Origin of the sequence: Variovorax robiniae (assembly GCF_037889955.1) — a bacterium.
In the GTDB taxonomy this organism is placed as follows: domain Bacteria; phylum Pseudomonadota; class Gammaproteobacteria; order Burkholderiales; family Burkholderiaceae_C; genus Variovorax; species Variovorax robiniae.
In genome coordinates, this window is record NZ_JBBKZS010000038.1 from 1 (window position 1) to 21,243 (window position 21,243).

Genomic DNA, 21,243 nt, shown 5'->3' on the forward strand with positions numbered 1-21,243 from the left:
GCGCTACGAGAAACTCGAGCGCAGCTTTGTCGCCCTCAACCACCTTGCCGCTGCCATCATTGCCTTCCGCAAGGTACCTGCCGACGTCAACATAATTTACGGATAAGTTCTTAGTTCTAACAGCACATGCGCTTTGGCCCACCGGGCACTGCGACACATGCGCTTCGATCGCTAAGGCGATTAGAAATGTAGTCCACAGGCCGACTGCTGTCATCAACCAGACTGTGGACCGCGGCCGAAATCCGCGACGGTCCTCGCTTCGTTCAAAGCTGGCTGACCGCCATGGGCCCCGAACCCCAGTTCGCGCGTGCCAAAGCGGCCGTACAACAACACGATTTCGTGTGCCGCTGCATGCGACCCGGGATCGAAGGTCGAGTTCCGAGGTACAACTGTCGAACCTCAGCCAAGGCGGCGAAGTCAGCTTTCAGCCGCTGCAGCCGTTCAGCCTGGAAACTCGAACAGCCGCAACCAGTCTGAATGAGTCTTTCGGTGCGAATCAGAAAGCCCACCCAACCTTGGATAAGGGTTCATAGAAATGCCTTTATCGCGCTGTTTGCTCGAGATTGCTGCGCGTCGACCGCAGACTCGCATACCTAAAGCCTCAATCAGCCGTGGCAAGCTGCCATTCAGCTAAAGACCATCGCGTGCCAGGGCGGTCAGGTCTATACCTGCCCGGAGACCCTGAACAAGACGTTGATCAGCGCGGCGTTCCTCTCGCGCAACACCTACGACCCGGTCAACCCCGACAACCTCTGGTGCCTGCGCATCCTGCTGGCAACGCGGTGGAAGAAGCGCTTCGACCAGTGCGAGGGGGACGGCCCCGTCGGTGGGCTGGATAAAGTCGACATCCGCCTTGGGCATGGCAGGGTCGCTACCGCGATCTCGTCGGCCAGCCAGCAGAGGGAAGTCGCGAAGTTCAAGGACATCACGGTGTCCCAGCCCATCAAGGGCCCGCTGCAGAAGGACCCCATCACGGGACTGCTCGGCGCCACGAAGACCGTGGTGAATGTTATCAAGAGCGTGCCGGACGGCACCGAGATGAGAGGCTTGGACATGGGCACCATGCACGATGCTGGCTACGCGCTAGTCTGGTACTTGCGCAACGACGCGGTGACCTGACGGAGGGAAGCAGCACAGTCGTCGCGAACCCGTCTGTCCACGGCGGCGACGAGAGCACTAATGCGATCATCCCGCAGAAGGCGAGCGCCCCCGCTGGTGAGGTAAACCAACCCAGGCGCTGCGATCAGCGCGGAAGGCCACCATGGAATCCTCCGAACTCGCCACCATGTCAACGCAGTGGTGAGGGCAAGAAGACGGGCAGATCTTGCCGCTGCTGGTACTCCAGGTACCAGCTCTTCAAAGAGTTTTTTGTCGGGTAACCCAACTGGCGAATGGTCGCCCCGGTGCGCTTTCCCAGCTTGACGTAGAGCTCGACGGCTCGCACGCGATCATCGTATGAATACATGAACTACCTTCAAAGATAGTCCAAGATTTCTGCCGCACCCCCGTGGGTCAATTTTCGGCCGGCGCGAACAGCCCGTGGACCGACCATCAGGTCTGGACTGGTCTTGCCCCTGCGAACTGAAGCCTTGGATGGAAGTCCTTGCACATGTCTAAGACAGCGGTGATTTAACGGCTGCGCCGGCAAGATCTTCCACCAGTTGATGCCGCACGAGCGGTTCGGATCCTGCAATCAGGCACCGTGCCAATCTCTCGCGCAGTTCTCGATCTGTGGCCGTTGTGCGGTCAAGATGTCGGGTGTGGTCGAGCCAGGAGTCGAGCATGTAACGTTCTACGTAGAGTTCGGGGGATTCGATTTCGCGAAAAAGTCTCCAGAAAATGGCACCGTTTCGTCGGCATGAAAGCCCGACGTCACGAGCAATCTGCAGAAACTCGCTGTTGCATTCAGGCCTGACCCGATAGCTGATCTGCACCATCAGCGGTCCATTCCGCGATTCGAACGCAAAGCGGTCGGACGGCGTCGCGCCGTCGTACAGAGGCGCTGTCGCACGGATGAGGCTTGCCGTGGCGGGCCGCAGCGGCCAGCTCACAAAGGCGCACGACACCATCCCCATGCAGAGCGCTGCAGCTCCCAGTGCACCGCGCGTGCCTATGGGGCCTGTAAGAATGCCCCATACCGCCGCGCCGCCGGCCATGGCCGTGAAGTAGATCAGGTTGTAGAACGACAGGCCGCGAGCGCGGACCCAACCCGGCAGCGTGTCTTGAAGCGCCGTGTACATCAAAGTGGCGCCGATCATCCATGCTGTCCCGCCGATGAGGAGTGCGGCCAAGGTGACACCTGCCGGCGCCGCCATGGCAAGGATTGCCGTGACTGCTGCGAATGCTGCGGTGGATACGAACATGATTCGTTGCAAGGGCCAGCGTTGACGGACCCGTCCCATGACGAGCACGCCGACCAGCCCGCCCAGTCCAAACGAGCCAAGGAGCAGGCCATAGCCTTGAGCTCCCAAGCCATAGACATCGCGCGCGAGCACCGGTAGAAGCGCCCAGGCAGCGCTGCCGCTGCTCGTGTAAGTGAAGGTGTGAAGCAGTGGTCGGTGGCAGTCCGGGGAGTGACGTACATAGCGGAGTCCGCCACGCAGCGCGCTCCACAGGCGCTCCGGAGCAACGCGACTGATCTCTTTTCGCGAGCGCCATCGCGTAAGACTGACAAGGACAAGCGCACTGCAAAGCGCCAAGGTCGCGTACAGCCCCGTAGCCCCGGCCATGCCAAGAACCACTCCGGCGAGTGCCGGCCCCAGGACGCGTGAAAGATTGAAGCTCATGCTTCCCAGCGCCAGTGCTTCCGTCAACTCCTCCCTCGGTACTACCTCCCCGTATACCGCCTGTGCCGCCGGCGCCTGCAGCGCCAGGCCTGCGCCGACAAGCATCGTCAGAACAAGCAAGACCACTGGCGACGTGCCACCAAGCATCGAGACGATGAATGCGAGCGAGGCAACGATCAGCATTCCGAACTGGACGGCCCGCATCCAGAGTCGCCGGTCCACCAGATCCGCGATCGCTCCCGCCGGCAGACCGAGCAGGACCACTGGAAGACTTGCAGCCGTCTGGACCAGTGCCGTCATCAATGGCACAGGAGTCAATGAACTCATCAAAGTCGCTGCGCCGACCTGGTTGACCCACGTTGCGGTGTGCGTGCAAAGAACACCGAAAAACACCGCGCGGAACTCTCTGCTGCGCAGAGGCTGCCAAGTCGAAACTGCTGATGTCATGTGCTTCTCGCGCCGATGGTCTGGCTCGTTCTCCGCAAGTCACGAAACCTGGCGCAGGTACCAGCGAACGCACGACGCGACGATGCCGCGCTCGAAGCGCGGAGATTTTTGAATTGCGCATCCACGCTCTGGAACTCCTTGGCCGCCTTCAGCCTTCACATCACAAAAAGTGGAAATCGCGCAATCCGACAGCGATTCCGCGCCGCGGGAGCCCTCCGCCAAGCACAAAAGGATGCCTTTAGAGGCCCAATTCCTGCTTCGCAATGATGTTGCGCTGGATCTCGTTGCTGCCGCCGTAGATGGACATCGCACGCCGCCAGAAATAGTTGGGTGCGGCACCGCGCACGCTCGTCTCGATGCCTTCCAGACCTCCCTCGCCCCGCATCTGGACCGGGTCGAGCACCAGCCCGTTGGGGCCCGAAGCCTCGAAAATCAGTTCGGTGATGCGCTGGCCGATCTCGGTGCCACGGATCTTCAATGCCGAAGCCAGGCCGGCGCCGGGCGAGCTGCCCGTCCCCATGCCCGACAGCGCCCGCAGCGTCGTCACTTCGAGCGCCTTCAGTTGCGCCTCGGTGGCGGACACCTTGGCGCGGAACACCGGGTCTTCGATGAGCGGGCGGCCGCGATGGCGAACCCCCGACGCGATTCGGTGCAGCCGGCGCATCGCGAAGGTGGAAAAACCGATGTTCGAGTTCTCGACCCGCTCGTGCTCGAGGAGGAACTTCGCGTAGGTCCAGCCGCTGCCTTCCTCCCCCACCAGATTGGCCTTTGGCACCTTCACGTCGGTGAGGAAGACGGCATTGAACGAGTGCGTGCCTTCGAGCATCGGGATCGGCTGCACCACGATGCCGGGCGACTTCATGTCGATCAGCAGGAAGGAGATCCCGCGCTGCGCCTTGGCCTGCCGGCTGGTGCGCACGAGGCAGAACATCCAGTCGGCGTAGTGGGCGTATGAGGTCCAGATCTTCTGGCCGTTGACCAGGTAGTGATCGCCGCGGACTTCGGCGCGCGTGGCGAGCGATGCGAGGTCCGACCCCGAAGCCGGCTCGGAGTAGCCCTGGCACCACCAGGTGGTCGAGGCGCGGATGCCGGGCAGGTGTTGCGCCTTCTGCGCCTCGGTGCCGAAGTTGAAGATCACCGGCCCGACCATGCGTGGCCCGAACGGCTGGATGGTCGGGCAGTTCAGCTCGGCGCTGATGATCTCGAAGATGTAGCGCTGCGTCGCGTTCCATCCCGGCCCGCCCTGCGACACCGGCCAGGTGTAGGCATGCCAGCCGCGCCGGCCGAGGATCTGCTGCCAGCGCATGAAGTCCTCGCGATGCAGGTGCAGGTCGTGCTCCACGCGGCGCGAGATGTCTCGCGGCAGGTTCTCGGTGATGAAGGCGCGCACTTCATCGGCAAACGCCTGCTCTTCCTTCGAAAAGGCCAGTTCCATCTGAGGTCTCCGTCAGTCGTGTGAATGCAGGGCGAAGCGGACGCCGCCGATCGAGACGCCCGTGGCATCGGCCGCGAGCCCGCGGGCCTCCGCGGTGTTGCGGATGGCGGAGGCGTCGCGCACCGCCAACTCGATGCCTGCGAGCCCTTCGCCGCGATCGTCGCGCGGCGCGACGAAGCGAAGCGTGGCGTTGTCGAGGCGCAGGTGCCAGTCGGCATCACCGCGCTCGACGGGCCGCTGGAGGATGCGTCCCCAGCGAGCCGCCAATGCCGCTGGGTCGTCCGCCTGCAGCACCGCACCGGTGATGCCCCGGACGCGGACCTCCGAGACGGCGTCGCGCCAGTGCGGCCCGGCGGGCCAGTAGGGGCCGGTCAGGTCCGCACCGTTGAGCGTCGTGTTGATCTCCAGCAGGGCACCGCCGGTGTCGCGCGGATGCAGCTGCATGCCTTCGTAGTCGCCGATCGCCAGCGGCGCGGCGATGCGCACGCCGATCGTGTCCACATGCGCGCGCCAGCGCGGCAACGCCTCGCTGTCGAGGATCACCATGTACCCGCCATCGCCCTTGCGGCGCTCGATGTAGCGCCCGGCCGTGGTGCCCTCGCGCAGCGGTGCGACGACCTCGACGAAGCTGGTGCCGAAGGGCATCAGCGCGTTGTGCAGGCCGAATTGCCCCACCTCGGGATCGCGGTGGCAGACCTTCACGCCGAAGACGGCGCACAGGTCTTCCTCTACTGGTGCCAGTTGCGCGGCCACCAGGCAGAGCTGCCGAAGTCTCAGATAGGTCGTCGTCAAAACGTTGTCTCCTTGTTTGCCCAACGAGGCTGGTTTTTGAATATGATATAACAAATATACAAATCACACGAGACAAGGCCGCCGCCCATGACCTCCCTTGCCGGACTGCGCGTACTGGATCTTTCGCGCTTCATCGCCGGGCCCTACTGCGCCATGATGCTCGGCGACATGGGCGCCGAGGTCGTGAAGATCGAGCCTCCCGGCGAGGGCGAGTACGCCCGCCGCGCCACGCCGGCCGTGAACGGCCAGAGCCTCTACACCTTCATCGTCAACCGCAACAAGAAGAGCCTGGCGATCGATCTGCGCAGCGACGGTGGCCTCAAGGTGCTGCGCGGGCTCATCGCCCAGGCCGACGTGCTGGTCGAGAACTTCCGCCCCGGCACGATGGAGAAGATGGGCCTGGGCTGGAAGGAGGTGCATGCGCTCAACCCGCGGCTGGTGATGGCACGCATCTCGGGCTTCGGCCAGGACGGGCCTCTCGCGCAAAAGCAATGCTTCGACGGCGTGGCGCAGGCCATGAGCGGGCTGATGGACATGACCGGCGCCGAGGACGGCCCGCCGACCATGATCGGCTCCTTCATGTGCGACTACACCACCGGCATGTACGCCGCGCTCGGCATCCTCGCGGCGCTCAATGCGCGGCATGCGTCCGGGCAAGGCCAACTGGTCGACGTGTCCCTGCTGGAGAGCGCCGCATCGATGCTCATGACGGCGATCCCCCAGCAGAAGCTCTTCGGAACCACCATGACGCGCGTCGGCAGCCGCGATCGCTTCGTGGCGCCATCCAACACCTTCGCGACGGGCGACGGCCGCTATGTGCTGATGGTGGGCGGCGACGACAACATGTTCCCGCGCGTCGTGCGGGCCATGAAGCAGCCCGCGTTGCTGGACGATCCGCGCTTCGTCTCGATGGCCTCCCGCCTCGAACACCGCGGTGCGGTGGAGGGCATCGTGGCCGGCTGGATGCTCGCGCACGATGCCGACGAAATCGTGGCGCGCCTCGAAGCCGAGGGCGTGCCCTGCGCCAAGATCGCAACGATCGACGAGGTGGTCGACAACCCGCAGTTGCGGCACCGGGGCGCCATCGCGGACATTCCCTTCGGCGACACGAGCGTGCCCGTGCAGGGCGTGACCATCCATCTCTCGGCGACCCCACTCGCCATCGAACGCGCCATGCCGGGCGTCGGCGAACACAACGCCGAGGTGCTCCGGCAGTGGCTCGGCCTCCAGACCGCGCAGATCGCCGCCCTGCAGGCCGAAGGCGCGATCTGATGAACCTCAACGACACACAGGCCCACAAGGAGACACACACTTGACCACCGAACTCATCGAGCGACTCGAAGCCGGCGTACTGACGCTGACCCTGAACAGGCCGGAACGCCTCAACGCCCTGACCGTGCCCATGACCGAAGCGCTCCTCGCTGCGTTGCGCCGCGCCGCGGTCGACAACGAGGTCCGTGCCGTGGTGCTGATCGGTGCAGGGCGCGCGTTCTGCGCCGGTGGCGACGTCAAGGCCATGGCCGAGGACGATGCGACGCGGCACACGCTCGAATCCCGCACCCTGCAGTTGCGCGAGCACATGGAATGTTCCCGACTGCTGCACGAGATGCCCAAGCCCACGATCGCCGTGGTGCGGGGCGCGGCGGCCGGCGCCGGCCTGTCGCTCGCGCTGGCGTGCGACCTGCTGCTGGCGAGCGACACGGTCAAGCTGACCTCGGCCTTTGCCAAGGTCGGTCTCTCGGGCGATTTCGGCAGCACCTATTTCCTGACCAAGCTGCTGGGCCAGCGCGCGCGCGCGTTCGCGCTGCTCTCGCCCGTGCTCAAGGCGGACGAGGCGCTCCAGCTCGGACTGGTCACGCGCGTGGTGCCCGACAGCGAGCTCGACGCCGAAGGCCTCAAGCTCGCGCAGCAACTGGCCGACGGCCCGTCGATCACGCTCGGCCACATCAAGGCCAATCTGAATGCAGCGGAGCAGGGCGCCACGCTGGCGCAGGCGCTCGACCACGAGGCCATCCGCCACATCCGTTGCGGCATGACCGAAGACCACCAGGAAGCGGCCCGCGCCTTCGTCGAGAAGCGCGCGCCGAAGTTCGTCAACCGTTGAAGGAACCCGCCATGGACCGCTTTTCTCTCAAGGGCAAGACCGCCATCGTCACCGGCTCGTCGCGCGGCATCGGTCGCGCCATTGCCATCGCCTATGCACGCGCCGGCGCCCGGGTCGTCGTCACCAGCCGCAAGGTCGATGCCTGCAACGCGGTGGTCGAGCAACTGCGCGGCGAAGGGCTGGAAGCCACTGCGATCGCCTGCAATATTTCCAGCAAGGAGCAGGTGACCGCGCTCGTCGACCAGACCGAGAAGGCCTACGGGCCGGTCGACGTGCTGGTGTGCAATGCGGCCGTCAATCCCTACTACGGGCCGATGTCGGGCATCACCGACGAGGCCTTCTCCAAGGTGATGGACGTCAACATCCGTTCCAACCTCTGGATGGTCAATCGCGTCGCGCCCGGCATGGCGGAGCGGGGCGGCGGCTCGATCGTCATCATCAGTTCGATCGCGGGCCTGACGGGTTCGCGGGTGCTGGGCGCCTATGCCATCTCGAAGGCGGCCGACATGCAACTCGCGCGCAACCTGGCATTGGAATGGGGCAAGCAGGGCGTGCGCACCAACTGCATTGCGCCCGGGCTCATCAAGACTGACTTCGCCAAGGCGTTGTGGGACAACCCGAAGACGCTGGCGGCCGCGCTGGCCTCCAGCCCGCTCAATGCCATCGGCGATCCGGAGGACATTGCCGGGGCGGCACTGCTGCTGGGTTCCGACGCGGGGCGCTTCATCACGGGCACGACCATCGTCATCGACGGCGGCGCCACGATCGGCGGCGAAGCCTGACGGACCCGGGAGCTTCAATGACCTACCAGGACATCACCACTTCGACCGAAGGCCGCGTTCTCACCATCACGCTGAACCGGCCCGACCGGCTCAACGCGTGGACGCACCGGATGGAATCCGAGTTTCGCAAAGCCGTCGAATCGGCCGAGGCCGACGAGAACGTCCGCGCGATCGTGGTCACGGGTGCGGGCCGGGGCTTCTGCGCCGGAGCCGACATGGACATTCTCGAAGCGGGTGCGGCCGGCGCGGCCGACACGACGATCCCGTCGCCTCCGGCGTCGTCCGGGGCCACCGGCATCCAAGCCAACTACGCCTGGCGCTTCAGCTACCTGCTGCGCGTGCGCAAGCCGATCTTCGCGGCCATCAACGGGCCCATTGCGGGCATCGGCCTGTGCATGGCCGTGTTCTGCGATTTCCGCTACATGGCGGAGGGACAGAAGCTCACGACCGCCTTCGCGAAGCGCGGGCTGATCGCGGAGCACGGTATTTCGTGGATGCTGCCGCGGCTGGTCGGGCCGACCCACGCGCTCGAACTGCTGCTGTCCGCGCGCACGCTGGTCACGGCCGAGGCGGCATCGCTGGGCCTGGTCAAGGCGCTGCCCGGCGAGGGCTTTCTCGCGGCGGTCCAGGCCCTTGCCCGGGACATGACCGACAACGCCTCCCCGCGTTCGATCGGCGTCATCAAGCGGCAGGTGTACGACAGCCTGTTCCAGGACCTGGACACCGCATGGCGCCGCGCCGACGAGGAGATGCAGGCCTCCTTCGCGAGCGAGGATTTCCGCGAAGGTGTGGCGCATTTCCTCGAAAAGCGCGCTCCCGCCTTCACCGGACGTTGAACCAAACGGCACCGTTGAAATAACATATACGCTATTAGAAAAGGCGTGCTTGCCGCATGCCTCCCACTCCGATGGAAGACATCCTCACCCGCGACAGCCTCAACGCCCAGGCCTACAGCCGCCTGTGCCGCGACCTCAAGGCAGGCCGGTTCGCGCCCGGCGAAAAGCTCAAGCTGCGCGATCTCGCGGCCGAGATGGGCATCAGCCCGACGCCGGTGCGCGAGGCCCTGGCGCGGCTGATCTCCGAGCAGGCGCTCGAACAGGTGGGCCACCATTCGGTGCGGGTGCCCGTCATGAGCGAGGAGCGCTTCGCCGAAGTGCGAGAGCTTCGCCTCATGCTTGAAGGGCAGGCGGCGGCGCGCGCCGCGGCGCATGCCGGCAGCGACGACGTGAAGAAGCTCGAAGCCATCCACGACCGCATGGCCGCCCTGCGCGAAGCGGGGGACACGGCCGGCGAGCTGCTTGAATCCGAGCGCTTCCACATGGCGGTCTATGCGCTGGCCGGCATGCCGGTGCTGCAGCGCATCGTCGAAAGCCTGTGGCTGCAGTGCGGCCCGCTCATGAAGGCGCTGCAGACCCATGCGCTGGGGCAGCCGCGCAAGCAGCATCCGCATCACATGGTGATGCGCGGCCTGCGCAAGCACGATGGGGACGTCGCGCGGCGCGGCATCCACGACGAGATCGAGCGCACCTCGGCGCCGATCCTTGCTTATCTGCGTGAACGCAGCGCGCAGGAGCCGGTGCAGGGCGTGAAGCCCGCGCGCCGGTCTGCCAGCCAGGTCGCCTGACGATCCGGGCCAACCCGGACCGGCGCGCCCCCCGGAATGGGAGGGCGCCTGCAAGACCATGCAGGAGGGAAATGCACCTGCATGCTCAATATTCATTGACTCGCCTTGTCGCTGCCGGCGCAAGGCCGCATGATCGTGCACAAACCGGGCGCCCCGCACCGCGGGCCGAACCGGACGAGCAGACCGTCTCGGAGACACGCCAGCATGATCGCTTACCGCCACGGCTCTCAGCCGCTGCATGAGTATTTGCGCCTGCACGCCCGCAGCACGCCCGACAAGCCCGCCCTCATCTGGTACGGGCGCCGCATCTCGTACGCGGAACTCGACGACCTGAGCGACCGCTTTGCCCAGAGCCTGCGCGACCGGGGCATCGGGCAGGGCGACGTGGTGGCGCTCTTCCTGCACAACTGCCCGGAGTATCTGATTGCGCATTTCGGCGTGCAGAAGCTCGGTGCCATCGTGAGTCCCTGCAACCCCGACGCCCGCGCCTACGAGCTAGAACACCAGTTGACCGAGCTGGATGCCAGCGCCATCGTGGCGGGCGAGGAACTTCTCAAGGTGGTGCTGGGCTCCAGCGCGATGCGCACCGTGGCGCACGTCTTCGCCGTGCGCTATGGCGAGATGCTGCCGGCCACGCTCGCCATGGACGTGCCGCCCAATATCCGCCTGCGGCACGAGCCTGCGCCGCCGCTGCCGGCCTCGGTCATCGATTTCGCGGACGCGCTGGCCGAGGCGGATGCCTTTGCGCCCGTCGACACCATCGCGATGGACGACGTCTCGCTCATGGCCTATACCTCGGGCAGCACAGGCCTGCCCAAGGGCGCCATGATCAGCTTCGAATGCGCGCTCTACAAGACCGCGGTCAGCGCCGACAGCTTCCGGATCGGTGCCGGGGACGTGATGCTGGCCGATGTCGCGCTGCATCACATCTCCGGGATGATGACCGGCCTCGCGCTGCCCATCTATTGCGGCGCGACGGTCGTGCTGCTGCATCGCTTCGATGCGACGGCGGTGCTGCAGGCCATCGAGGCCTGCGGCGTGACGTGGTGGTACACGATGGCGCCTTCGCTGCCGTCGGCCATGGCCTGCGACGACGCCGCGACCTACGACCTGTCGTCGCTGCGTACCACGGTCGGCACCAGCTTCGGCGTGCAGCTCACCGAATCGCTCGCCGGGCGATGGAGCCGCTTCGCCAATGGCTGCCTCGTCTACGAGGCGGGCTACGGCCTGAGCGAAACGCACACCTGCGATACGCTGATGCCGCCCGACGCGATCAAGTGGGGCACCAACGGCAAGCCGGCGCCTGGCGTGGCGCTGCGCATCGTCGATCCCGAGACCGGCTGCGACCTGCCCGCCGGCCAGCGCGGTGAGATACTCCTGCGCGGTCCCATCCGATACAAGGGCTACTGGCTGCAGCCCGAGGCGACCCAGGCCATGCAACTCGACGGCTGGCTGCGCACCGGCGACGTCGGGGTGCTCGACGACGAGGGCTACCTGACCTTCCTCGGCCGGACCAAGGAAATGATCAAGGTCTGGAGCTACAGCGTCTTTCCGGAAGAAGTCGAGGCCATCCTCGCCATGCATCCCGACGTGCGGCAGGCGGCGGTCGTCGGCCTGCCCGATCCGGACCGGGGCGAGGCCGTGCAGGCCTATGTCGTGCTGAAGGACGAGGCCGCAGCCCGCGTCCGTGCCGGGCAGCAGACCGATCGGGTGGACCAGAAGATCATCGAGTGGTGCCTGCAGCACATGTCGCACTACAAGGTGCCGCGCACCGTGATCTTCCGCAACGGCCTGCCGTCATCGAAGAACGGCAAGCTGCTGCGGCGGATGCTGCGCGACCCTGCCGCCTCGATGGCGGTGAACTGAGCCGGCTCAGCGCGCCGCGGCCGGCGCGCGGTAGCCCGCCAGCTCGTGCTTGGCGATGGCGTTGCGGTGCACCTCGTCCGGACCGTCGGCCACGCGCAGGTGGCGCGCATAGGCGTAGAACGAGGTCAGCAGCGTGTCCTGGCTCAGGCCGGCCGCGCCGAAGGCCTGCATCGCGTCGTCGATGACCTGCACGCAGTTGTTCGGCGCGATGACCTTGATCATCGCGATCTCCTGCGCCGCCACCTTGTTGCCGACCGTGTCCATGCGCCATGCCGCATGCAGCACCATCCAGCGCGTCTGGTCGATCAGCATGCGCGCCTTGGCGATCCGCTCGCGCCACACGCCCTGCTCGGACAGCGGCTTGCCGAAGGCCACGCGCGAGACCACGCGCTCGCACATCATCTCCAGCGCCGACTCGGCCATGCCGATCATGCGCATGCAGTGGTGGATGCGCCCCGGCCCGAGACGGCCCTGCGCGATCTCGAAACCGCGGCCTTCGCCCAGCAGCAGGTTCGACGCCGGCACGCGAACGTTCTCGAACAGCACCTCCGGGTGGCCGAAGGGCGCGTCGTAGTGACCCATGAGCGCCATGTCGCGCAGCACGGTCACGCCGGGCGTGTCGCGCGGCACGATGATCATCGACTGCTGGCGGTGCCGGTCGGCGTTGTCCGGGTCGGTCTTGCCCATGAGGATGAAGAGCTTGCAGCGCTCGTTCATCGCACCGGTGATGTACCACTTGCGCCCGTTGATCACGTAGTCGTTGCCGTCGCGGCGGATGCTGCACTCGATGTTGGTGGCATCGGAAGAGGCGACGGCCGGCTCCGTCATCGCGAAGGACGAGCGGATCTCGCCGTCGAGCAGGGGACGCAGCCAGCGCTCCTGCTGCTCGGGCGAGCCGTAGCGGGCGATGACCTCGGTGTTGCCGGTGTCGGGTGCGCTGCAGTTGAAGGCCTCGGCGCTCCAGTAGCGCCGGCCCATGATCTCGCACAGCGGTGCGTATTCGAGGTTGGTCAGGCCGGCGCCGTGGCCGGCTTCGGGTAGGAACAGGTTCCACAGGCCGGCGGCGCGCGCCTTGGGCTTCAGTTCTTCCATCAGCGGCAGCGTGGTGTAGCTGCCGCCCTTCTGCGCGTTCAGGTAAGACTGCTGGGCCTCTTCCTCGCGGCGCTTCTCGTTCGGGTAGATGTACTCGTCCATGAAGGCGAGCAGACGGGTGCGGAGGTCCTGGACCTTGGGCGTGTATTCGAATTGCATGGTGTCGGAGGTCGTTGAAGGATGGGTGAAGGAAGGATGAGAGTCAGGCCCAGGAGAACAGGCCGAGCGAAACAGCGACCAGCGCCGGCTTGGGCTGGCCTTCGATCTCCACGGTGTTCTCCGTGCGCAGCAGCGTCCAGCCGTCCTCGCGCGGCTCGGCGGCCAGCAGCTTGATGTGGTTGCGCACGCGCGATCCCGCTGCCACCGGCGACATGAAGCGCAGCTTGTCGAGCCCGTAGTTGACCGACTTGGTGGGCTTCAGGCCCCCCAACAGCTCATAGGAGGTGATCGGCAGCAGCGAGAGCGTGAGAAAGCCATGTGCGATTGGTGCGCCGAACGGGCTCTCTCGCTTCGCGCGCTCCACGTCGATGTGGATCCACTGGCGGTCTTCCGTGCAGTCCGCGAAGGCGTCGATGCGCGCCTGCGGTACCTCGACCCAGGATGAAGTGCCGATCGATTGGCCGACGTATTGCTGCAGGTTGTCGCGGTTCAGGAGGGGCATGGCGCACAGGCGGGAATGGTGATGCATCGATGGTGCCTTGACTCGGCCGCGCCGAGGCCCCCGGCGCATGAAGGCTTTTCATCCGCCGCATGCGGCTTGTTGATGCGGCCCCGACGCGCGTGCGGGAACATCGCTTCGCATCCGCTTCGAAAGGAACATTCGTGACTGCCAGCTACGACGTGCGCGACGGCATTGCCGTTGTCGCCATGGACAACCCTCCCGTCAACAGCCTCGGGCTGGGAAACCGCCGCTTCATCGCGGAGTCCGTGTTGCGTGCGCAGGACGACCCAGCGATCCGCGCGATCGTGCTGACGGGGCAAGGGCGTGCGTTCTGCGGCGGCGCCGACATCCGCGAGTTCAACAAGCCCGAGGCGACGACGGCGCCCGACCTGGTTGATGTGATCCGTCTCGTCGAAGGCTGCAGCAAGCCGGTGGTGGCAGCGATCCATGGGGTCGTGATGGGGGGCGGCCTCGAACTCGCGATGGGATGCCACTACCGCGTCGTGCAAGCCGGCACCCAGGTCGCGCTGCCGGAGGTCCGCATCGGCATCCTGCCCGGCGCCACCGGCACGCAACGCCTGCCGCGCCTGATCGGCCTCGAAGCGGCACTCAACATGATCGTGACCGGCGACACCGTCATGAGCGACGTGCTTGCCGCGATGCCGTCGCAGAAGCTGTTCGACCGGATCGTTCCCGACCGTGTCGTGTCTGCCGCCATCGAGCTCGCGCATGCCAAGGCGGACGCGCGGCCGCTGCCGCGTTCCCGCGACCTGAAGGTCGAGCACCCGAACGCCGAGGCGTACCTGCAGTTCGCGCGGAACATGGTCGCGGCCACGTCGCGCAACTATCCCGCGCCGCTTCGCTGCCTGGACTGCGTCGCGCAGTCGGTGCGCCTCGGCTTCGACGCGGCCGTGGACTATGAGCGCGCCGCGGTCACTGAACTCGTGTGGACGCCGGAGAGTGCGGCACTGCGCAACGCTTTCTTTGCCGAGCGCGCGGCGAGCAAGATTCCCGACGTGCCCGAAGAGACCCCCCGGCGCATCATCCAGGCTGTCGGGGTGATCGGCGCCGGCACCATGGGCGGCGGCATTTCGATGAACTTCCTGAACGCGGGCATCCCCGTGAAGATCCTCGAGATGAAGCAGGAAGCGCTCGACCGTGGCATTGCCACGATCAAGAAGAATTACGAAGCCCAGGTCGAGAAGGGCGAGCTCAAGCAGGACAAGTACGAGCAACGCATGGCGCTGCTGAGCACCACGCTCGACTACAACGACCTGAAGGATGCCGACCTCATCATCGAGGCCGTGTTCGAAGAGCTCGGCGTCAAGGAAAAGGTCTTTAAGGAACTCGACCGCGTGGCTAAGCCCGGCGCCATCCTGGCCTCCAACACCTCCACGCTCGACGTCGACAAGATCGCCGCTTTCACCCAGCGTCCGCAGGACGTGGTTGGCATGCACTTCTTCAGCCCGGCCAACGTGATGAAGCTGCTCGAAGTGGTGCGCGGCAAGGAAACGGCCAAGGATGTGCTCGCCACCGTCATGTCCACGGCCAAGAAGATCAAGAAGACCGCAGTCGTCTCCGGCGTGTGCGACGGCTTCATCGGCAACCGCATGATCGAGCAGTACTCGCGCCAGGCCGGCTTCCTGCTGGATGAAGGCGCGACGCCGCAGCAGGTCGACAAGGCCATCGAGAAGTTCGGCTTCGCGATGGGTCCGTTTCGCATGGGCCTCCTTGCCCACCCGGAGGGTTGCAAGGAGACGGGTGTGGCGCCGCGCCAGATCACCGACGAAGAGATCGTGCAGCGCCTGGTGTATGCGCTGGTCAACGAAGGCGCGCGCATCCTCGAAGAGGGCATCGCCTCCAGGTCCGGCGAAATCGACATGGTGTACCTCACGGGCTACGGCTTCCCGCTCTGGCGGGGCGGCCCGATGCACTTTGCCAACCAGGTGGGCCTGTACAACGTGGCCGAGTCGATGAAGCGCTTTGCCGGGAACCCGCGCGACGATGCGAGCTTCTGGGAGCCCGCGCCGCTGATCCGGAAGCTGGTGGCCGAAGGCGAGTCGTTCAGCTGATCTGCGTCCGCACTTCTATGGTTCCGGTCGAAGCCGGAACGCGATGCCCAGTGCCATGAACGCGGCATGACGGGCTTCGCCCTGGACGCTGAAGCCTTGCGATGACGCATTGCGGACCAGCGCATCGAATGCGGTCGTGGCGAAATCCAGCGCAGTCACGCCCGTGCGCCCGTCCGGGGCCGAGGCGAAGCGGAGGCTGAAAGGGCCCAGTTTCAGGGAGGGCACGCCGTCCGCGTCGCGGCAACGCTGCGCGTGGAACAGCTGATTCCAGTGAAGCGCCACGCGCTCAGGTGCCCGCACTGCCAGTTCCAGGCCGCACAGGCGCGCGATGCAGTCTTCGGAGGGACGGTCGTTCCCGGGAGAGTGCTCGCGGAGATCGACCGTGCAGGCTCCCGTGTCCATGGCATCGAGCCGCAGGCAGGGCGTGCAGCCCAGCGCCGAACCGTCGAGCGCCTCGATGCCGAGCCGCTGCAGATGCGTGCGCTGTGCGTCGAGGTCATCGCACCGCAGGTCCACGGTCGCGCCGGGCGCGGCGCGCATCTCGATCCACTGGTCATCGAACAGGAAGCGCGGCCAGCCCGACGGTTCAGCGCGCGTGGCCAGCGCGCCGAAGACCCGTTCGAACACCGATGCCGCGGCACCGTCGGCATCACCCGCGAGCCGGAGTCCGCGAAAGGAGGGCGATTGCAGCGCGGTCGGCATCTGGGGATCAGCCCTGCGCGGCGCGTTGCCAGCCCAGTTCCGCCAACTGCCGGGCCTGCTTCCCGGCCTCCAGCGCATGGGCGTTCGAGGCATTGCCCGCCAGGGCCCGCCCCATGATGCCCTGCGCGATGGCAGCCGCGCGGAACAGGTTGAAGGCGGTGTAGAAGCGCCACGCCGCCGTCGTCACCGCGGGGAGGCGGCGGCGCTCGCAGTAGCGCGCAAGGTAGCGTTCCTCGGACGGCAGGCCCAGCGCCGCCAGTTGCACTCGGGAGCAATCGCCGAGCCCGCGAAACGGCGGCGGCAACTGCCATGCCATGCAGTGGTAGGCGAAGTCGGCCATCGGGTCGCCCAGGGTCGACAGCTCCCAGTCGAGCACGGCGACGACTCTCGACGCATCGTGCGCGAACACGAGGTTGTCGAGCCGGAAGTCGCCGTGGACGATGCTTGTCGCCGTCTCCGGCGGCATGTGCCGCGGCAGCCACTCGATGAGCTTCTCCACGGCCTCGATGCGTTCCGTCTCGCTCGACCGGTACTGGCGCGACCAGCGTGCAATCTGGCGCTCGATGTAGTTGCCGGTGCGGCCGTAGTCGCCAAGGCCCACGGCCTGGACGTCGACTTCATGCAGCGCGGCGAGCACCCTGTTCATGTCGTCGCAGATGCGGGTGCGCTCGTCATTGCTCGCGCCCGGCAGCTTCGGGTCCCAGAGAATGCGGCCGTCCACATAGTCCATCACGTAGAAGGACGTGCCAATGACCGCGTTGTCCTCGCACAGCGCATGCACGCGCGGGACCGGCACGTCCGTGTCGGCCAGCGCCTTCATGACCCGGAACTCCCGGTCCACCGCATGGGCCGAGGGCAGGAGTTCGCCCGATGGCTTGCGCCGCACCACGTAGCGGCGCTGGCCGGCCTCGACCAGGAAGGTCGGGTTCGACTGCCCGCCCTTGAACTGCGAGACGCGGAAGCCCTTGCCCGCGTCGGTGTCGACATGCGATGTGAACCACCGCCGAAGGGACGCCTCGTCGAAGCGCTGCCGCTCCTGGACTGCCGTGGTTCCGCTGAACTCGTCGCTCATGGGGCAAGGGGGGCGCGCGGCCGCGGGTGAATCAAAGGGATCATGGGGCTTGTCTCCTCGGTGAATGCGCGCACGGGCCAACTCGCGGCATGATGGTGCGCGTTCTCGGGAGACAGCCTAAGGGCACCGGTGCGCGCAAGCCAATGAACGCTTGGAATGGATCTGGATACAGCGAATGCATATCTCGAGAGTCGATCTCAACCTGCTCGTGGTGCTGGACACCATCTACACCGAAGGCGGCATCACCAAGGCGGCGGAAAAGCTGCACCTGACGCAGCCCGCCATCAGCCACGCGCTGGCCCGGCTGCGTGATCTGTTCAACGACCCCCTGTTCGAGCGGCAGGGCCACAAGATGGTGCCCACTCCGCTCACCAAGCGCCTGATCGATCCGCTGCGCGGCTCGCTGCAGTCGATCGGCTCGCTGCTCAACGACACGCAGAGCTTCGAGCCGGCCATCGCGAAGAAGCGCTTCGTGATCGGCCTGCGCGACTACATGGAGTCGACGGTGATGCCGCCGCTGATGCGCGCCCTCGCCATCGAGGCGCCCGAGGTCGAGGTCTCGGGCGTGCGGGCCAACCGGCGCAGCCTCGAAAGCGAGCTGGCGGCCGGCACGCTCGATGTGGCGGTGGACGTGCTGCTGCCCCTGTCGGACGCGGTCAAGGTCAAGCGCATCAGCGTCGACGGCATGGCCGTGGTGGCCCGCAAGGGGCATCCCGCCATCCATGGGTCGGTGGACCTCGACACCTACCTCGCGCAGCGCCATATCCTCGTGACCTCGCGGCGCCAGGGGCCGGGTTTCGAGGACATCGAGCTGCGCCGCATGGGCGTGCAGCGCCAGGTCGCGCTGCGCTGCCAGTTCTACTTCGCGGCCTGCCGCACGGTATCGGAGACGGACTTCGTCCTCACGATGCCGGAGAGCTACGCGCACATGGCCAACCGCCAGTTCGGCAACCAGGTGATGGCCTTCCCCGTCCCGCTGTCCTCGATGGATGCCTACATGTACTGGCATGCCAGCACCGATAACGACGCCGCCAACCGCTGGCTGCGCTCGGTGCTGATGCGCTGCTGCGTGCGTTGAGCACGGCGGCGCCTTCCTCGTCTCCCGGATTGCCCGGGCGCGGTCGATCGGCGCCGTGTCTTGCTCGCCTGATGGGATCGCATGAGGGTTTACGCCAGTACGACTTTTCGTGGGCGCCCGTAAATTGACATCTGTTATAACAAATATCACGCGACGGTGTTCCGGAGCGTCAACGAAGGAGACTTCCGATGTCCATGAAGAGGCGCCAATTCCTCCAGTCCACCGCCGCTGCCGCCGGCGTCCTGGGCTTGCCAGCGTTGCGGAGCGTCCGGGCCCAGGGCGGGCCCGTGCGGATCGGGGTGATGCTTCCGATGAGCGGCATCGGTGCCGAAGCCGGCGCGGCCTGGCTGGCAGGCGCGAAAGTCGCCACCGAGCAATGGAACGCGAAGGGTGGCGTGCTCCAGCGGCCGGTGGAGTTGGTCGTGCGAGACGACAAGTTCACCAGCGCCGGCGCCGTCGCTGCGGCGCGCGAACTGGCCGGCAGCGGCGTCAACCTGCTGATCGGCGGGTCGCAGTCTCCAATGGCATTGGCCACGGCGCCGATCCTCCCCGAACTCAAGGCCATGATGGTCGCGCCGTGCCCGACCGTGATGTCGCTCACTCACGAGAACTTCCAGCGCAACTTCTTCCGCCTGTCCTGGAACGCCTACATCGCCTTCGCCGGCATCGGCAACATGCTCACCGACCGCTTCAAGGAAGTGGAAACCTGGTCGTGCATCGTGCCCGACAGCGAGAACGGCCGCGACATGGCACGCTTCTTCACCATCGGCGTGCAGCGTGCCGCCGCGAGGGCCGGGCGCCAGGTGAAGGTGCTCGATCCCGTGTTCGCCAGCCTCAACAAGTCGGACTACAAGGTCGAGATCAACAGCCTCATGAACGCACCCTCGCAGGGCCTGTTCGTCGGGCTCACGGCCGCCCCTTGCATCAGTCTGCTGCAGCAGGGGCGCTCGGTCGGCATGGACAAGAAGTTCAAGGTCATCGGCGACGCCGGCACCGAGCTGATGATCGCCAAGGCGATGCAGAAATCCACGCCCGCCAATCTCTGGAGCATCAGCTACTGGGTGCCAGGCACCGAAGCCGGCAAGCGCAACCCGCTGAGCACGCCGCTCTACGACGGCTACGTGAAGCTCACCGGCGACAAGAATCCGCCGAGCATCGTGCAGTCCAGCCACCGCTGCGCGCTCGGGCTCTTCAACGCCATCCAGAAGGCCGGCAGCACGGACACGGACGCAGTCATTGCCGCGCTGGAGGGCCTCACCTTCGACACCGCGGTGGGCTCCTACCACGTGCGCAAGGAAGACCACCAGGGCCTCGGCACCGCCTACATCGCCATGGTGGGCGCGCGCGAGGCCGACCCGGGCTACGGCATCGTCGATGCCATTGCCTACAACGAAGCCGACGTGGCCGAGCCGCCATCGCCCGGCAAAGCCATTTCTATGTGAACGTGAACGCGGAGACACAGCCATGACATCACTGAAGCGCCGAACCCTCATCCAGGCCGCGAGCGCGGCCGCCGTGCTGGGCGCCGCCGGCACGCGGTTCTCCTCCCTCGCGCATTCGCAGGGCACGCCGGTCAAGATCGGCGCCATGCTGCCGATGAGCGGCATCGGGGCCGAAGCCGGCGCCGCCTGGCTCAACGGCATCAAGGCGGCCCAGTTGCAGTGGAATGCCAACGGCGGCCTGCTCGGTCGCCAGATCGAGATCGTGGTGCGCGACGACAAGTTCACGAGCGCCGGCGCCGTGAGCGCGGTGCGCGAGCTGGCGGGCGAGGGCGTCAACGTCTCCATCGGCGCCGGCCAGTCGCCCATGGCGCTGGCGATCGCGCCCATCCTCGGCGAGCTCAAGAGCGTGGTGGTGGCGCCCGCGCCGAGCGTGATGTCCGTGACGCACGAGAACTTCAGCCGAAACTTCTTCCGCCTGTCGTCGAACGCGCTGATGCTCTACGGCGGCATCGGCAACCTGATGACGAGCAAGTTCACCGATGTGCAGACCTGGGCCGTGATCGCGCCGGACAGCGAGAACGGCCGCGACGTGGCGCGCTATTTCAAGGCCGGTGTCGAGCAGGCCGCCGCCAAGAGCGGCCGCAAGGTCAAGGTGATGGAGCCCGTGTTCGCGAGCCTCAACAAGGCCGACTACAAGATCGAGATCAACAACCTGATGAACTCGGGCGCCGAGGGCCTCTTCATCGGCCTCACGGCGGCGCCTTGCGTGAGCCTGCTGCAGCAGGGGCGCGCGGTGGGAATGGACAAGAAATTCAAGGTCATCGGCGAAGCCGGCACGGAACTGATGATCGCCAAGGCCATGCAGAAGTCGACGCCGCAGAACCTGTGGGGCGTGACCTTCTGGGCGCCGGAGCTGGAGCCTTTCAAGAGCCAGTTCCCCGTGAGCAAGGACCTGAGCGAGTACATCGTGAAGGTCGCTGGAACGCCTTATGTGCCGGGCATCGTGCAGGCGTCGCACCGCTCTGCGCTCGCCATCTTCAACGCCGTGAAGAAGGCCAACTCGACCGAGACAGACGCCGTGATCCAGGCGCTCGAGGGCCTGCAGTTCGACACGGCCGCAGGCCCCTACCGCATCCGCAAGGAAGACCACCAGGGCATCGGCTCCTTCTATTTCGCCAAGATCGGCGCGCGCGATGCCGCGCCGGGCTATGGCCTGGAGCAGGTGGTCCGGCTGGACGAGACCGAGATCGTCGAACCCGCCGCGCCGGGCAGGAAGTTCGAGGGCTGA

General features: G+C 66.2%; 19 protein-coding genes and 1 pseudogene. 12 read left to right on the forward strand and 8 right to left on the reverse strand.

All coding sequences use genetic code 11. From position 1 onward, the window contains the following. Together WKW79_RS34905 and WKW79_RS34910 are read left to right on the forward strand one after the other, a co-directional pair. A pseudogene (locus tag WKW79_RS34905) lies at nt 1-106 on the forward strand (IS5/IS1182 family transposase); the annotation flags it as partial. 587 nt (nt 107-693) lie between these two features. Then, the gene (locus WKW79_RS34910) at nt 694-1,119 is read left to right on the forward strand and encodes a hypothetical protein (protein WP_340339824.1); all 426 of its coding nucleotides are present in this window, start codon (nt 694-696) and stop codon (nt 1,117-1,119) included. Between the two features lie 169 nt (nt 1,120-1,288). On the opposite strand, the gene WKW79_RS34915 is transcribed toward WKW79_RS34910, so the two are convergent. From WKW79_RS34915 to WKW79_RS34930, 4 genes are all read right to left on the reverse strand, one after another. After that, on the reverse strand, nt 1,289-1,465 hold the full coding sequence (locus WKW79_RS34915; protein ID WP_422824028.1) for a hypothetical protein: 177 nt from the start codon (nt 1,463-1,465) through the stop codon (nt 1,289-1,291). A gap of 148 nt (nt 1,466-1,613) precedes the next feature. Further along, nucleotides 1,614-3,233 (reverse strand): MFS transporter, encoded by a 1,620-nt coding sequence (locus WKW79_RS34920; protein ID WP_340339825.1) that lies wholly within the window; start codon nt 3,231-3,233, stop codon nt 1,614-1,616. A 238-nt stretch (nt 3,234-3,471) separates the two neighbouring features. After that, on the reverse strand, nt 3,472-4,668 hold the full coding sequence (locus WKW79_RS34925; protein WP_340339826.1) for an acyl-CoA dehydrogenase family protein: 1,197 nt from the start codon (nt 4,666-4,668) through the stop codon (nt 3,472-3,474). Nucleotides 4,669-4,680: 12 nt separating this feature from the next. Continuing rightward, entirely contained in the window at nt 4,681-5,460 is a 780-nt protein-coding gene (locus tag WKW79_RS34930; protein ID WP_340339827.1) for a VOC family protein, read from the reverse strand. An 87-nt stretch (nt 5,461-5,547) separates the two neighbouring features. Here WKW79_RS34930 and WKW79_RS34935 point away from each other — a divergent pair, with 87 nt between their 5' ends. The 6 genes from WKW79_RS34935 to WKW79_RS34960 all read left to right on the forward strand — a co-directional run bounded on the left by WKW79_RS34935 (nt 5,548) and on the right by WKW79_RS34960 (nt 11,836). Continuing rightward, a complete protein-coding gene (locus WKW79_RS34935; protein WP_340339828.1) occupies nt 5,548-6,732 on the forward strand; it encodes a CaiB/BaiF CoA transferase family protein in 1,185 nt (394 codons plus the stop codon). Between the two features lie 40 nt (nt 6,733-6,772). Continuing rightward, complete coding sequence (locus WKW79_RS34940) at nt 6,773-7,564, forward strand: enoyl-CoA hydratase-related protein (protein WP_340339829.1); 792 nt, start codon at nt 6,773-6,775, stop codon at nt 7,562-7,564. An 11-nt stretch (nt 7,565-7,575) separates the two neighbouring features. Further along, on the forward strand, nt 7,576-8,346 hold the full coding sequence (locus tag WKW79_RS34945; protein WP_340339830.1) for an SDR family NAD(P)-dependent oxidoreductase: 771 nt from the start codon (nt 7,576-7,578) through the stop codon (nt 8,344-8,346). A 17-nt stretch (nt 8,347-8,363) separates the two neighbouring features. After that, entirely contained in the window at nt 8,364-9,182 is an 819-nt protein-coding gene (locus WKW79_RS34950) for an enoyl-CoA hydratase (protein ID WP_340339831.1), read from the forward strand. A 56-nt stretch (nt 9,183-9,238) separates the two neighbouring features. Further along, complete coding sequence (locus WKW79_RS34955; protein WP_340339832.1) at nt 9,239-9,970, forward strand: GntR family transcriptional regulator; 732 nt, start codon at nt 9,239-9,241, stop codon at nt 9,968-9,970. A gap of 204 nt (nt 9,971-10,174) precedes the next feature. After that, nucleotides 10,175-11,836 (forward strand): AMP-binding protein, encoded by a 1,662-nt coding sequence (locus WKW79_RS34960; RefSeq protein ID WP_340339833.1) that lies wholly within the window; start codon nt 10,175-10,177, stop codon nt 11,834-11,836. Nucleotides 11,837-11,842: 6 nt separating this feature from the next. On the opposite strand, the gene WKW79_RS34965 is transcribed toward WKW79_RS34960, so the two are convergent. Then, nucleotides 11,843-13,087: an acyl-CoA dehydrogenase family protein gene (locus tag WKW79_RS34965; protein ID WP_340339834.1), complete on the reverse strand. Its 1,245-nt coding sequence runs from the start codon at nt 13,085-13,087 to the stop codon at nt 11,843-11,845. A 43-nt stretch (nt 13,088-13,130) separates the two neighbouring features. Next, complete coding sequence (locus WKW79_RS34970; RefSeq protein WP_340339835.1) at nt 13,131-13,616, reverse strand: MaoC family dehydratase; 486 nt, start codon at nt 13,614-13,616, stop codon at nt 13,131-13,133. Nucleotides 13,617-13,750: 134 nt separating this feature from the next. Here WKW79_RS34970 and WKW79_RS34975 point away from each other — a divergent pair, with 134 nt between their 5' ends. Beyond that, nucleotides 13,751-15,661: a 3-hydroxyacyl-CoA dehydrogenase NAD-binding domain-containing protein gene (locus WKW79_RS34975; RefSeq protein ID WP_340339836.1), complete on the forward strand. Its 1,911-nt coding sequence runs from the start codon at nt 13,751-13,753 to the stop codon at nt 15,659-15,661. A gap of 15 nt (nt 15,662-15,676) precedes the next feature. Here the strand turns inward: WKW79_RS34975 and WKW79_RS34980 are convergent, their stop codons facing one another. Both WKW79_RS34980 and WKW79_RS34985 read right to left on the reverse strand, forming a co-directional pair. Continuing rightward, nucleotides 15,677-16,363: a hypothetical protein gene (locus tag WKW79_RS34980; RefSeq protein WP_340339837.1), complete on the reverse strand. Its 687-nt coding sequence runs from the start codon at nt 16,361-16,363 to the stop codon at nt 15,677-15,679. Nucleotides 16,364-16,370: 7 nt separating this feature from the next. Beyond that, on the reverse strand, nt 16,371-17,435 hold the full coding sequence (locus WKW79_RS34985; RefSeq protein ID WP_340339838.1) for a phosphotransferase: 1,065 nt from the start codon (nt 17,433-17,435) through the stop codon (nt 16,371-16,373). Between the two features lie 175 nt (nt 17,436-17,610). Between WKW79_RS34985 and WKW79_RS34990 the strand changes: the two genes are divergently transcribed. The 3 genes from WKW79_RS34990 (at nt 17,611) to WKW79_RS35000 (ending at nt 21,243) form a co-directional block, all read left to right on the forward strand. Then, nucleotides 17,611-18,513: a LysR family transcriptional regulator gene (locus WKW79_RS34990; RefSeq protein WP_340339839.1), complete on the forward strand. Its 903-nt coding sequence runs from the start codon at nt 17,611-17,613 to the stop codon at nt 18,511-18,513. Nucleotides 18,514-18,701: 188 nt separating this feature from the next. Beyond that, a complete protein-coding gene (locus WKW79_RS34995) occupies nt 18,702-19,955 on the forward strand; it encodes an ABC transporter substrate-binding protein (RefSeq protein ID WP_340339840.1) in 1,254 nt (417 codons plus the stop codon). A gap of 22 nt (nt 19,956-19,977) precedes the next feature. Continuing rightward, nucleotides 19,978-21,243, forward strand: coding sequence for an ABC transporter substrate-binding protein (locus tag WKW79_RS35000; protein WP_340339841.1), 1,266 nt, complete (start codon nt 19,978-19,980; stop codon nt 21,241-21,243).

Bases quoted from the DNA above. Each gene is read 5' to 3' on its own strand.
- WKW79_RS34915 (WP_422824028.1), bottom strand. From the start codon at position 1,465: ATGTATTCATACGATGATCGCGTGCGAGCCGTCGAGCTCTACGTCAAG.
- WKW79_RS34920 (WP_340339825.1), bottom strand. From the start codon at position 3,233: ATGACATCAGCAGTTTCGACTTGGCAGCCTCTGCGCAGCAGAGAGTTC.
- WKW79_RS34925 (WP_340339826.1), bottom strand. From the start codon at position 4,668: ATGGAACTGGCCTTTTCGAAGGAAGAGCAGGCGTTTGCCGATGAAGTG.
- WKW79_RS34935 (WP_340339828.1), top strand. From the start codon at position 5,548: ATGACCTCCCTTGCCGGACTGCGCGTACTGGATCTTTCGCGCTTCATC.
- WKW79_RS34945 (WP_340339830.1), top strand. From the start codon at position 7,576: ATGGACCGCTTTTCTCTCAAGGGCAAGACCGCCATCGTCACCGGCTCG.
- WKW79_RS34950 (WP_340339831.1), top strand. From the start codon at position 8,364: ATGACCTACCAGGACATCACCACTTCGACCGAAGGCCGCGTTCTCACC.
- WKW79_RS34955 (WP_340339832.1), top strand. From the start codon at position 9,239: ATGCCTCCCACTCCGATGGAAGACATCCTCACCCGCGACAGCCTCAAC.
- WKW79_RS34960 (WP_340339833.1), top strand. From the start codon at position 10,175: ATGATCGCTTACCGCCACGGCTCTCAGCCGCTGCATGAGTATTTGCGC.
- WKW79_RS34965 (WP_340339834.1), bottom strand. From the start codon at position 13,087: ATGCAATTCGAATACACGCCCAAGGTCCAGGACCTCCGCACCCGTCTG.
- WKW79_RS34970 (WP_340339835.1), bottom strand. From the start codon at position 13,616: ATGCATCACCATTCCCGCCTGTGCGCCATGCCCCTCCTGAACCGCGAC.
- WKW79_RS34980 (WP_340339837.1), bottom strand. From the start codon at position 16,363: ATGCCGACCGCGCTGCAATCGCCCTCCTTTCGCGGACTCCGGCTCGCG.
- WKW79_RS34985 (WP_340339838.1), bottom strand. From the start codon at position 17,435: ATGAGCGACGAGTTCAGCGGAACCACGGCAGTCCAGGAGCGGCAGCGC.
- WKW79_RS34990 (WP_340339839.1), top strand. From the start codon at position 17,611: ATGCATATCTCGAGAGTCGATCTCAACCTGCTCGTGGTGCTGGACACC.
- WKW79_RS34995 (WP_340339840.1), top strand. From the start codon at position 18,702: ATGTCCATGAAGAGGCGCCAATTCCTCCAGTCCACCGCCGCTGCCGCC.
- WKW79_RS35000 (WP_340339841.1), top strand. From the start codon at position 19,978: ATGACATCACTGAAGCGCCGAACCCTCATCCAGGCCGCGAGCGCGGCC.